9 protein-coding genes are annotated in these 13,577 nt (G+C 34.3%); 7 read left to right on the top strand and 2 right to left on the bottom strand.

Going from position 1 to position 13,577, the window contains the following annotated elements:
• Nucleotides 1-302: 302 nt before the first annotated feature.
• Both H3S74_RS07885 and edd read left to right on the top strand, forming a co-directional pair.
• On the top strand, nucleotides 303-833 hold the full coding sequence (locus H3S74_RS07885) for a gluconokinase, GntK/IdnK-type (protein WP_181414607.1): 531 nt from the start codon (nucleotides 303-305) through the stop codon (nucleotides 831-833).
• 40 nt (nucleotides 834-873) lie between these two features.
• Complete coding sequence (edd, locus tag H3S74_RS07880) at nucleotides 874-2,679, top strand: phosphogluconate dehydratase (RefSeq protein WP_198247624.1); 1,806 nt, start codon at nucleotides 874-876, stop codon at nucleotides 2,677-2,679.
• Between the two features lie 105 nt (nucleotides 2,680-2,784).
• On the opposite strand, the gene H3S74_RS07875 is transcribed toward edd, so the two are convergent.
• Nucleotides 2,785-4,509 (bottom strand): thiamine pyrophosphate-dependent enzyme, encoded by a 1,725-nt coding sequence (locus H3S74_RS07875; RefSeq protein ID WP_198247623.1) that lies wholly within the window; start codon nucleotides 4,507-4,509, stop codon nucleotides 2,785-2,787.
• 258 nt (nucleotides 4,510-4,767) lie between these two features.
• Here H3S74_RS07875 and H3S74_RS07870 point away from each other — a divergent pair, with 258 nt between their 5' ends.
• From H3S74_RS07870 to fmt, 3 genes are all read left to right on the top strand, one after another.
• Nucleotides 4,768-6,636 carry an SLC13 family permease gene (locus H3S74_RS07870; protein ID WP_110446978.1) on the top strand — a complete coding sequence of 623 codons (1,869 nt, stop codon included), beginning with the start codon at nucleotides 4,768-4,770 and terminating at the stop codon, nucleotides 6,634-6,636.
• Between the two features lie 182 nt (nucleotides 6,637-6,818).
• A complete protein-coding gene (locus H3S74_RS07865; protein ID WP_198221230.1) occupies nucleotides 6,819-7,064 on the top strand; it encodes a hypothetical protein in 246 nt (81 codons plus the stop codon).
• Nucleotides 7,065-7,188: 124 nt separating this feature from the next.
• On the top strand, nucleotides 7,189-8,154 hold the full coding sequence (gene fmt, locus H3S74_RS07860; RefSeq protein ID WP_198247622.1) for a methionyl-tRNA formyltransferase: 966 nt from the start codon (nucleotides 7,189-7,191) through the stop codon (nucleotides 8,152-8,154).
• Nucleotides 8,155-8,191: 37 nt separating this feature from the next.
• Here the strand turns inward: fmt and tehB are convergent, their stop codons facing one another.
• Nucleotides 8,192-9,052: an SAM-dependent methyltransferase TehB gene (gene tehB / locus H3S74_RS07855; protein ID WP_198247621.1), complete on the bottom strand. Its 861-nt coding sequence runs from the start codon at nucleotides 9,050-9,052 to the stop codon at nucleotides 8,192-8,194.
• 218 nt (nucleotides 9,053-9,270) lie between these two features.
• Between tehB and H3S74_RS07850 the strand changes: the two genes are divergently transcribed.
• Both H3S74_RS07850 and H3S74_RS07845 read left to right on the top strand, forming a co-directional pair.
• The gene (locus H3S74_RS07850) at nucleotides 9,271-11,811 is read left to right on the top strand and encodes a TonB-dependent siderophore receptor (RefSeq protein ID WP_110446974.1); all 2,541 of its coding nucleotides are present in this window, start codon (nucleotides 9,271-9,273) and stop codon (nucleotides 11,809-11,811) included.
• Between the two features lie 55 nt (nucleotides 11,812-11,866).
• Entirely contained in the window at nucleotides 11,867-13,537 is a 1,671-nt protein-coding gene (locus tag H3S74_RS07845) for an ABC transporter ATP-binding protein/permease (RefSeq protein WP_198247620.1), read from the top strand.
• Nucleotides 13,538-13,577 lie beyond the last annotated feature (40 nt).

Below are 13,577 nucleotides of genomic sequence, written 5' to 3'. Positions count from 1 at the left end.
AACTTTAATAACTAATTTAATCAATATAGATGTAACATTTTGATTATAAAAATTATTTTCAAATCGTTAACTAGCAACTAGTTTCATATCTACAAGCCCCAGTACATTCACTTTAACTTGGTTGCCAAAAATGGCTATAAATAATAGCGAAAACAACAAAACAAAGAAAAATAGCTACATGAATATTTTTTGATCGCAAATAAAAATATGATCTAGGTCACAAAAGAAACTTTTTTATATTGCAATAAAAGATTATAGTGACAAAATGTTACCCGTAACAGAATGGTTTAGAGAATCAGCTAATGACCGAAAAAAAGAAAAATATTTTCATTTTTATGGGAGTATCTGGGAGTGGTAAATCAGTTGTTGCTAAACAAATTGCCGATAACCTAAATGCGGCTTTTTTAGATGGCGACTTTCTACATCCCAAAGCCAATATATTAAAAATGCGTAGTGGTATTCCGCTAAATGATGAAGATAGGCTGCCGTGGCTAAATCTAATTAGTAACGCCGCATTTGCGATGAGTAACGTCAATGATGTTTCGATCATAATTTGTTCCGCATTAAAACAACAATATCGAGATATTATTCGTGGCGAAAATGAAAATATTCACTTTATTTACCTAAAAGGAAGTTTTGCGGTTATTGAACAGCGTCTAGCTGAACGTAAAGGACATTACCAAAAATCTGGCATGTTACAGTCACAATTTGACACCTTAGAAGAACCTACTGCCGATGAAAAAGATGTCTATGCCATCAATATTGAACAATCGCTAATTGATGTTATTAATGAAACTACGCAGGTTATTAATTCAATATGTAATTGTGAATAAATTTATAATAATAAAAAATAAAAAGATCGGAGAGGTTAATGTGAATTCCACTATTTTAGCTGTAACGCAGCGTATTATTAATCGTTCTAAAGCATCACGTGAGGCTTATTTACAAAAAATAGAACACGCTATGTTAAAAAAAGTCACTCGTGCAAGTTTACCTTGTAGCAACTTAGCACATGGCTTTGCTGCTTGTTGTTTAGATGATAAAAATGATCTTAAAAATATACTAAAAAGTAATATCGGCATTATCAGTTCTTATAATGACATGTTATCTGCACATAAACCTTATGAATATTACCCCGAACAAATTCGCAAAGTATTACATGAAATAGGTGCTGTTGGTCAAATGGCCGGTGGCGTACCCGCCATGTGTGATGGAGTAACACAAGGTGAACCAGGGATGGAAATTTCCCTTATGAGCCGAGATGTCATTGCAATGTCAGTTGCTGTTGGCTTGTCGCATAATATGTTTGATGGTGCTCTTTATCTTGGTGTTTGCGATAAAATTTTACCAGGGTTATTTATTGGCGCTCTATCTTTTGGGCATTTACCGGCTATCTTTGTCCCTTCAGGACCAATGCCTTCAGGCCTATCGAATAAAGAAAAAGTCCGTATTCGCCAACTTTATTCAGAAGGAAAAGCATCACGTGAAGATCTATTAGAATCTGAATCTGCATCATACCATTCTAGCGGAACCTGTACTTTCTATGGTACCGCGAATAGTAACCAAATGGTCATTGAATTAATGGGTTTACATTTACCTGGCGCAGCCTTTGTACATCCAGAAACAGCATTACGTTACGAATTAACAAATGCAGCAGCAAAACAGATTACGCGCTTAACAAACCAATCAGGTAATTATATGCCTGTCGGTAAAATGGTTGATGAAAAAGTCATTGTTAATGGCTTAGTTGCTCTATTAGCAACAGGTGGGTCAACCAACCTAACCATGCATATTGTTGCTATGGCTAAAGCTGCTGGTATTATTATTAATTGGGATGATATTTCTGATTTATCAACTGTTGTACCGCTACTTAGTCGAATATACCCAAATGGACCAGCTGATATCAATTATTTCCAAGCGGCTGGTGGAACGTCATTACTAGTAAGAGAATTATTAGCTGGAGGCTTATTACATGAAGATGTTGAAACAGTTGTGGGGCGTGGATTAAGCCGTTATACCAAAGAACCAATTTTAGAAAATGGCAAACTCATCTTCCGTGAAGGCCCTAGCAAATCTTTAGATGAAAATGTGATTGCTTCAATTAAAAAACCTTTCAATTCCCATGGTGGACTAAAGGTCATGTCGGGCAATTTAGGTCGAGCCATAATGAAAACGTCTGCTGTTACTGCTGAGCATCAAATTATTGAAGCACCTGCAGTAGTTTTTAACAGTCAATATGATTTAGATGCAGAGTATAAAGCTGGCAATCTCAATAAAGATTGTGTTGTAGTTGTACGTTATCAAGGTCCAAAAGCAATCGGTATGCCGGAACTGCATAAATTAATAACACCATTGGGTGTGTTACAAGATCGCGGTTATAAAGTTGCCTTATTAACTGATGGTCGCTTATCTGGCGCCTCAGGTAAAGTACCAGCTGCAATTCATGTCACCCCTGAAGCTTATGGTGGAGGATTATTGAGCAAAGTACAACAAGGTGACATGATTCGAGTCAACGGTCAAACTGGCGAAATCACATTATTGGTCGACGAAGCTGAACTAGCAATGCGACAAGCAGAACCAATCGATCTAACTGATTCACATCAAGGCTTTGGTCGAGAACTTTATTCGGTTATTCGAGAGAATCTTACTTCAGCGGAAGAAGGGGCCGTTAGCTTTTAATTCAACTTATCTGCCGCCATATGCGGCAGATATCGTTAAAGTTAGGCTAAAAAACCCCTTTCCTCAAAATTTTTTAAGATAATACTTAACTGTTAACTTAATGATTTATTTTTTAACAAAATTATCAATTAACAAATTAACTACATCTTTCATTTTGCCATGCAATGATGCTTTTACACTATAAAGCGCCATTCCCATCACTTGTGAACTATGTATTTCTGGCGGCATAACTAGTTCATACTCACTTGTTTTTACATCTAATAAAGCTGGACCTGGATGAGCTAAGAATGATTGCACGGCCGCTTCAAGCAAATCGGAATTATCAACTCTAATTGAATACAGACCCATTGCATCGGCAACTTTAGCAAAGTCAGGATTTTTTAAATCAGTATAGTGATCGACAAGCCCTTCCGATTTTTGCTCTAATTCAACAAAATTAAGTGAACTATTATTTAGCACGATAACTTTGATGGGTAGATTCTCCTGAATTGTGGTCAATAAATCTCCCAAAAGCATACTAATACCACCATCCCCGGATAAAGTGATAACTTGACGATGAGGAAAGGCCTTTTTCACACCCAATGCTTGTGGCATCGCATTGGCCATAGTGCCGTGTTTTAGACTAATAACAGTTCGTCTTTTACCATTGGTTGAAAAATGGCGGCATGCCCAAACCATCGCCGAACCAACATCAGCACACAGTACTGCATCATCATTAGCATACTTATCAATCAATTCGGTTAAATATTGTGGATGAATGACGGTTTTTGATGGTATCGCTTTTTTATTTAATTTATCGATTGCTTTAGTGTGTAATTCACGACATTTATCTAAAAATGTCGTATCTGTTTTGTCATCAACTAGTGGTAATAAGGCCGCTAAAGTTGGTTTGCTTGCCCCGACTACACCAACTTCTACACTATGACGGTGGCCAAGATGAGTAGCATCGATATCGACCTGAATAATTATTGCATTATCTGGATAAAACTGAGACCATGCAAAATCAACACCCAACATTAAAAGCACATCACACTCTTTAATAGCCGTGGTACCTGATTCCATACCAAACATCCCCGTCATACCAACATTATAAGGGTTATCATATTCAACAAAATCTTTAGCTCTTGATGTATGGACTATCGGTGATTTTAATTTATTGGCTAGAGCAACTAACTCATCATGAGCATCTGACACTCCATGCCCAGCAAAAATTGTCACTCTACTATTTTTATTTAAAATTTCAGAAATTTTAGCCAATTCATCATCAGATGGACGAATTATTGGTTTGGGATGATAGATCTTGTGTCCACTGTTATCCTCAACTTTGGTTAAACTAATATTGTAAGGAATAACTAAAACAGCAACCCCACGCTGATTAATCGCAGCTTGAACCGCAGCAGTGGTAATTCGTCTTGCTTGTGTTGGGTCAGTAATTTGCTGACAAAAAACAGCACAGTTTTTATAAACAGCCTCAAAGTCAACTTCTTGCGGAAAATCAGTTCCTTGTTGAGAAGTAACCAACTGACTAGCCAATAAAATAAGTGGAACTTTATTTCGTTGTGCCTCATAAATACCATTAATAAAATGTAAACTTCCCGGACCGCAAGAACCTGCACATGCAGTTATTTGATCGGTCAAATAAGCTTCAGCGCCAGCAGCAAAAGCACCAACTTCTTCATGACGAACATGTACCCACTCAATATCATCACTTTTTTTAATAGCAGAAGTAATCTGATTTAACGTATCGCCAACAATACCATAACAATGTTTCACACCGGCTTGAGTTAAAACATCAACAACAATCTGAGCAACTGATTTTTTTGATGACATATGGTCTCCTCAACATGGTTTAGAATTAAACAATTCAAGTTGACTAACTTACACCTAGTTTTATGAATACGAATAGTCGAAAAATAAAACAGCAGAAAATGTTAAAAATGTCATAATGGCAAAGGTTTGCCGCAATAAACTTTATTTGAAGATATTCCCTATTACAATGAATCAAGGTATTATGTCGAAAATCTACTCAACACTATAGAGCTACTTTTTGTGGAACAGTTGTCATCTGGACATAGTTTTGTATCATCAATGTCGGCTTTTTTGCCTAATTATATAATCGAATATTATCCTCTTATTACTGTTTGTTTATTACTTTTTATTGCTATTTTGCTGTTTTCATTCAGTAAATTAAGAATGGATATTATTGCACTTCTCATTATAACCGCGATTACCGTTACCGGTGTCTTAACACCAGCTGAAGCACTTTCAGGATTTAGCGATCCAAACATTATTTTAATCGCATTACTATTTGTTATTGGAGAAAGCTTAGTAAGAACCGGTATCTCTTACAAAATGAGTGAATACATATTAAAAGCCGCCGGTCAAAATGATATACGTATTATAACATTTATTATGTTAGGTGTAGCATTATTAGGATCGGTGATGAGCTCAACAGGCGTGGTGGCGATATTTATTCCTGTAGCGATTAGCATTGCCAATCATACCGGTATACATGTTAAAAAATTAATGATGCCGCTATGTATTGCTGCGCTAATTAGTGGCATGATGACCCTTGTTGCTACCGCACCAAACCTAGTAGTGAATAGTGAACTGAGTCGAGCAACTTTAACTGAATTTGGTTTCTTTTCTATTACGCCAATAGGTATAGGGGTATTAATTGTCGGTGTTATTTATTGTGTACTAACTCGCAATTGGTTACTGACAGCCGACCAAATCACACCAACCAATAGTCAACCACAAAGACGCAAAATTACCGACCTAATTAGAGATTATAGATTAATTGGTCGAGCGCATCGAGCACAAATTCTTGCTGGCTCTCCTTTTGTTGGTCGAACTATTGACGGTTTACATTTACGTAGTGAGCACGGGGTAAATGTTATTGGTATCGAGCGTTGGCGAAAGTTTCAAAAAGTCCTCATTCCGGTTAACGGATCTACCGAATTTAGAGAAAACGATATTCTTTTGTTGGATATGTCCCATTCCGAAGCTGATTATCGTACATTTTTAACGACCAATAATCTTGAACCGAAAATTCTACGTGGTGAATATTTTTCTGAACAAGTAAAAGAAGTTGGTATGGCCGAGGTAGCATTACTACCAGAATCATCATTATGTGGTAAAACGCTTAATGAGATAGATTTTAGAAGTAAATATTTTTTAACCGTGATTGGTATTTGGCGAAATCATGCTCCTGTTGAGACAAATAACTTATTCCAAGAACGCTTAGAAATGAGTGATACGTTATTAGTTTGCGGTGATTGGGGTTCAATCCAAAAACTTCAAACTCGTACTAGTGATTTTGTAGTGTTAGATTATCCTTCAGATATTGATGATGTTGCCCCCGCTAGCTCGCAAGCTTATGTAGCACTATTTAATCTAGCCTTGATGATAATTTTAATGGTTACAGGAATTGTTCCAAATGTGGTTGCAGCACTTATTGCCTGCCTATTAATGGGAGCAACTCGTTGTATCGATATGGCTAATGCCTATAAGTCAATTCATTGGCCAACATTAATTCTTATTATTGGTATGATGCCTTTCGCAGTAGCTTTAAATAAAACGGGAGGAATTTCATTAATCTCGGAATGGCTTGAAATTCATTTACGATCGTTTGGTCCTTATATGGTGTTAACCTTTATCTTTTTATTGTGTTCCACAGTTGGACTATTTATTTCAAATACCGCAACAGCAATTTTGATTGCACCAATTGCAATTGATTTAGCTATAAAATTTGGCTATTCACCTTATCCATTTGCTATGACAGTGGCGATTGCAACATCGGCTTCATTTATTACACCTGTTTCATCACCAGTTAAAACAATGGTAGTGGCTCCAGGAGGATATAGCTTTAGTGATTTTGTTAAAATTGGCCTACCATTAACTTTTCTAGTGATGGCCGTTGATATAGCATTAGTGCCAATTTTCTTCCCATTCTAAGTAAAAAAATATTTATTAAACTATATTTTATGGTTACTATAAAGTGTCTGGATGACCAGCTAATTTAAGGAATAAGGTTTTAGAAAATGAGTAATGCTCAACAATTTTTAATGTTTATAGGTATAATGTCATGTATTATTTTAATTTTTTGCACATTTATTTATCTATTAATGAAATTATACATGTTCGTAGTAAAATCAACAATAAAGAATAGTAAGCTGACAGATGAAAGATTAACCAAAATGTACAATAATATGAAGGTTAGCAAGGATAATAAATCAAAACTTATTATCCTTGCAATTGTCACCGGCATATTTTGTGGTGGCGTTTTTGGTGGAATTTTTTATTATTTTTTATACAAAAAAATCTTCTCCAACACCTACGAACTTTACAAACAAGGCATGATTGAACGTAACTTACCGCTATAACTCAGTCAATACTTTTATACAATCCAAAAGTGATAGATATTAAAAACTCATTTTTGTGGTTGCAGATTCTTAATTTAATTTAAAGTATAATATCCATAATATTTTGATTATGGATATATTGCATATGCTAAAAGCTACTAAACCCTTAAATATTATTTTTGCAGGCACACCTGATTTTGCTGCCACACATTTAAAAGCTTTAATTGGCTCAAACCATAATGTCATCGCCGTCTTCAGTCAACCAGATAGACCCGCAGGTCGAGGAAATAAGTTAACGGCAAGCCCTGTAAAACAATTAGCAATCGAAAACAATCTTCCCATTTATCAACCAACCACACTCAAAACCGTAGAAAATCAGCACGTCATTGCTAATCTTAATGCCGATATTATGATTGTGGTTGCTTATGGATTAATTTTACCTCAAGCAGTACTTGATATGCCAAAACTTGGATGTTTAAATGTCCATGGTTCTTTATTGCCTAAATGGCGAGGTGCAGCGCCAATTCAGCGTGCATGTTGGGCTGGAGATAGTGAAACAGGTATCACCATTATGCAAATGGATGCCGGACTTGATACTGGTGATATGCTTTATAAGTTAGCATGCCCTATTGAACCGTCTGACACCAGTGCAACACTATATGAAAAGTTAGCTAAATTAGGGCCACAAGCATTACTTGAGACACTAACACTGATTAACCAAGGAAAAATTAAACCAGAAAAGCAACAACAATCACAAGCCACTTATGCAGAAAAATTATCTAAACAAGAGGCTAAATTAGATTGGAATTTATCAGCAATACAACTGGAACGATGTGTGCGAGCATTTAACCCTTGGCCAGTTAGTTACTTTGAAGTAAATGGTGAACCAATAAAAGTTTGGCAAGCTCAAGTTATGGCAACTCAACATAATCAACCCGTTGGCACCATTTTACAGGCGGATAAGAAAGGAATTTGTATTGCCACCAGTGATGGATCATTAAACATGACAATATTACAACCAGCAGGTAAAAAACCAATGTCCGCCCAAGACCTACTAAACTCTCGTAAATCTTGGTTTGAAGTGGGAAAAATACTAGGTAGTAATCAATAGTCAAAAACAAAATATTACAGGATGATATCCTGTAATATTATCGTTTTTTTGCTAGTAAAGTCGCAAAACGAAGTTTTATCCGGTTACCATTAATATCCGTCTTGTGCAATTCGCCAACATCTTCATTATATTTTAGAATATCCCAATCTTGATAATAATTACGTAATTCATTCTCTTTAAACGTAAATAAAAACCCGACTGAACAAGGAAAATCGTCTGTTGACATGGCACATACAATTAAATTATAACCGCCCGTTTTGGTTATAGTTTGCATATTATCAATAATATCAGGAATTCGATCTGGTTGTAGAAACATCATTACAACTGTTGAAATAATTAAATCGTAATTACCTTTAAGATTAGCTTGGTTTATATCATAAATAGATGCCTTGATATGAGATAGATCATCATTGGCAATAATTTGTTGTAAATTACTGATACTCATCTCCGATTTGTCAACAGCATCAACATCAAAGCCAAGTAGTTGCAAAAAAAGTGAATTACGACCAGAACCACACCCTAAATCTAAAGCTTTTCCTGCTTGAATAATTTGACAAACATCTAACACATCAGAATGCGTTTTCGTCATTTGATATTTTTTCTGGGTATAATCTTCAGATTGACAATAAAAAGCCAGTTGACACTGTAGATCATCAGATACTTGCGCAATTCGATGCCATTGTTGAGGCAAAATAAATGGAGGTTGATGATCAACATCGAAAATATGTTGAGAGATAATATCTCCCTGTTCGGTTAACATATCAAAATTCACATAACCTTTAATAATGTTTAATTTTGCCCATGTACCTATTTGTGTATTATGCTTTTCGCGAAACAAAGTTGGTAAAGTATTAACATCCCAAATAGGTAACGTTTTATAACAAACTAAATTTTTCATCACAATACCATTAATAAAATCACATAATAGTTGACTATTATAGTCAACTATTAGTCAATTCAACAACTTTTTTTAAAAACTTTTATTTAATAAAGACATAATACATAGTTATGCATAAAAAATGTGATATATGTCACATTTCTGTCAAATTAAATTGATTTAAATGATAATGATAATAAGATCCATTCTTATTTAAATTAGTTATCATTAAATTTATCATGCGTAAACCTTATCAAATCTACTCAATCTTCTGTTGTTTATTATTTCCAATTTATATTCAAGCCAAAGATGTTCAAGATGAAAAAAAACATCAAGATAACAAAGAAGTACTAACTGAAGAAAATAAAGAGGATAATAAAAAAGAGGTTATGGTTGTAAAAGCAAAATTTAACTCCAATCCTATAGCATCACAACCAGAACTTATTACATCAGAAGAAATTCGTACCGGTACAATGGGTAACGGCAATATTACCGATATTTTAAAAACATTACCGTCAATTCAAGTATCAAATAGCAGCAATAATGGCAATCAACAAGGGGAAATCAAACCCTCTAAAGTTACAATTCATGGCGCATCAAGCTATCAAAATAACTTTATGCTAGATGGCATTAGTTTTAACAACGATATTGATCCGTCAAATCCTAATGATGATATTACGGCTACACGTATTAATTCTGATGAGCAAGGTCTATATATTGACAGTCGTTTAATCGATAATGTTAAAGTTTATGATAAGAACATTCCAGTAGAATATGGTGGATTTACTGGCGGTGTTATTGATGTTACCGGACGTCGTTGGAAATATACTACAGGAGGTAGTGTTTACTACAATACTACTCGTTCAGCTTGGAATAAAATACATACCGATAAACGTGTTGATTTTAGTCCTACACAAAATACTTCAAACCGACCAAATCGTTTTCAACCACATTATAAAAAAGAAAACTTTGGCGGATGGTTTGAATCTGGTATCACTGATAATTTAGGTTTTGTTTTCTCCGCTTCTCGAAAAGAATCAGATATTTCATCTTACGCTTATCGCGGTGAAGCAATTATTCTAGACTCATCAAACGAAATTGCAGATATTGAAGCTGCTGGTGGCTATAAAGATCAAACACGAACATCCAATAACTACTTATCTAAATTTAGTTGGTATATGACAGATAATACCTATTTAGATTGGTCAGTAAATTATTCTAATTACCAGGACTATTCATTTTCTGCCAATGTTGCTAATTCTGGATTTAAAACTAACCATACTGGCATTGGCTCATCATTACAGTTAACTTCGCAACAAGATTTAGGTGAATTAGAATTGACTACCGGTTACCAAGTGCTAGAAGATAAACGTAAAGATGACCAAAAATATTATGTTTCTTATCGTTATGAAAATTGGATAGAACAAGATGAAAACTTTGAAAAACAATCTGGTGGTATTGGTGATTTAAAAACTAAACAAAAAAATACCGAATTAAAAGGTAAATTCACATTTACACCAATTAATTGGGGTAACACGATACATCAACCAAAATCTGGATTTGAATTCAAAAAAACAAACGCATCTTATATCCGTAATAAAGACTTTTTTAGATATAACTTTGTTAATTATAATGATGTCTGGAAGAATTGGATGATCAATGCCTTTAAGAAAGGGACTTATAGTGCAGATTATAAAAACTACGCACTTTATGCTGACGATACTATCACCTATCACCGTTTAACCTTACAACCAGGAATACGGGTTGACTACGACAATTTTGTGAAAAATTATAATGTCGCTCCACGAATAGCGACAACCTATGACCTATTTGGTACTAAACAGACTAATTTAATTGCTGGTTATAACCGCTATTACGGTAGAACAATGATGGGCTATGCATTATATGGTGCACAAAATGGTGGATTATATAACTGTTACGGATGTAAGCCAGGTGATGTCATTGATGATAAGTGGATAAACGAAACTGATTTTGAAGGTTTAAATCATCTTTCTACACCTTACAGTGATGAAATTAACTTTGGTATTGAACAAAAAATTCTTGATACACTGTGGAAATTTGAATATGTACACCGTAATAGCCGTGACGAAGTAGTCAGTAAACCTAAATATGCTAGATCTTCGGTACGCAAATTTGACAATACAGGTAAAAGTGAACATAACAGTTTTGCTATTAGTGTAACTAATCCTGAAAAATGGAAGATCGCTACAACTGAAAATACCTTAAAAGCATCGATTATCTGGGAAAAAAATCAGAGTAATACACCAAAAGTAGGTTATGCTCATTATGATGCTGCCGGAGGAAGAATTAATAAAGATTATGTTTATTATAATGGGAAAGTTATTAAAGCGTCCAAATTACCAGCAACTGATTTTAATCTTCCATTAAGATTTAATTTAGAGCTTACGACTGCGTTTCCTGATTATGACCTGTCAATTTATAATCAGTTCCAATGGCATGCTCAACGCTCTCAAGCTGTGAGATATGAAAGCTCATACAAATGGGATCCAGACAAAGGCCAATTAGCACGTTATGATCGTGAAGATTTTGGTAGTACATTTCGTTGGGATGTAAAAATGCTATGGAAACCGAGTTTTGCTTATGGTGCGAATATGTCATTGGAAGTCAATAATTTATTAAATAAACGCAATGTAACTGATCGATATAATTATGGTGTTGACGCTAATGGCAACCCTATTATCTTAAATTCTTATGATATAGGTCGCCAATTTTGGATGCAAATCGGCTATGATTTCTAGTCTACCATCATTTATCATTGTGTTTTTTAAGTAACTTAATAGAAATAATAAGATCGTGAGCAAGTTAAAACAATTTTATTTTTTAGTTAAACCTTTTTGGCGATCATCACAATCAATGGTCGCTTGGTTATTACTAATTGTTACTATTGGATTGAGTTTAACATCAATCTGGTTTAATGTCTTAATCAATGAATGGAATGGTAAGTTCTTTGATGCTTTACAACGTCTTGATAGTACTACTATTTACAGTTTATTATTACAATTCATTCTATTGATTGCCATTCTCATTTTATTCGTTGTTTATGCTGATTATTTAAGAAAAAAATTATTAATAAAATGGCGTAATTGGATGACAGTGCATATTACCCAAAAATGGCTGTCAAAAAATGGGCAGCATTACCATTTACAAAATCGACAACTTGAACCTGATAATCCAGATCAACGTATTGCTGAAGATATACATCTATTAATTTCGCAATCATTAGGTCTACTCATTTCTTTTTTAACATCAACATTCACTTTTGTTTCGTTTTCAATGATCCTATGGAATTTATCAGGATCAATTTCATTCACCTTGTTTGACGTCACAATAACCATACCTGGTTATATGTTTTTCGTCTGCCTTTTATACGTCACTTTTGGTATATTAATTACCCATTTAATTGGTAGAAAACTACATGGTATTAATGTTGAAAAACAAAAAAATGAAGCAAACTATCGTAGTGCCCTAATTCGATGTCGCGATAATAGTGATAACATTGCTGGGCAGCATGCACAGGAGCAAGAACAAACAAAACTACAACACCATTTTTCAGCTATCATCCGCAATTGGTACCAGTTGATCAATAAAGAACGAAACTTGCTGTTTTTCGTCAATGGCTTTAGCCACATCTCATCATTAGCTCCAATATTTTTTGCTTTACCTAAATTTATTAGCGGTACAATCCAATTAGGTGGATTGATGCAAATTAGGATGGCATTCACTCAACTCAATAGCGCATTAAGCTGGTTTATTTTCAGTTATAAAGATATCGCAGTATGGCAAGCAACAGTAACAAGACTTTATAATTTTGCCATATTACTAGAAGAACCAATTGAACCTAATATAAAAAATGATGATTTAGAATCTAACTATCTATTAAAGGTAGCTAATTTACAAGTCATGAATACTAATAATTTCCCATTAGTTTCCATCTCTTGCCAATTAAAAGCGGGACAATCATTACTAATAAAAGGTGTATCAGGAAGTGGTAAATCAACATTATTAAAAAGTTTAGCTGGATTTTGGCCTCATTTTTCTGGATCGATAAATCGGACAGATAACTATATTTGGTTACCACAAAAAAGTTATATTGGTTTTGGCAAATTAGCTGATCTAATAAGTTATCCACAAAATGCCAATGTTTATAATCAAAATGAATTAGAAAAAGCATTAGAGTTTGCAGGATTAACAGAGCTAAATCATGAGCTAGAAAAAGAAGATAACTGGGAAATAAGATTATCTGGCGGTGAAAAGCAACGATTATTATTTGCTAGGTTATACCTGAATAAACCTGACTTATTATTACTTGATGAAATCACATCATGGCTAGATGTTGACAGTGCAATAATCATGATAGATCGCTTAAAAAAAACGTTAACACATAGTGCGATAGTATTAGTTTCACATCAAAATGAATTAGAGCCATTAGTTAACCAAGTAATTAATATTAATAAAACATTGTAGATATTTATATAGATAACAATATCTAAAGTATTTTTATAGG

Source organism: Gilliamella sp. W8126 (assembly GCF_016102185.1).
Taxonomy (GTDB): Bacteria; Pseudomonadota; Gammaproteobacteria; order Enterobacterales; family Orbaceae; genus Gilliamella; species Gilliamella apis_A.
This window is presented reverse-complemented; position numbering and strand designations above follow the sequence as displayed.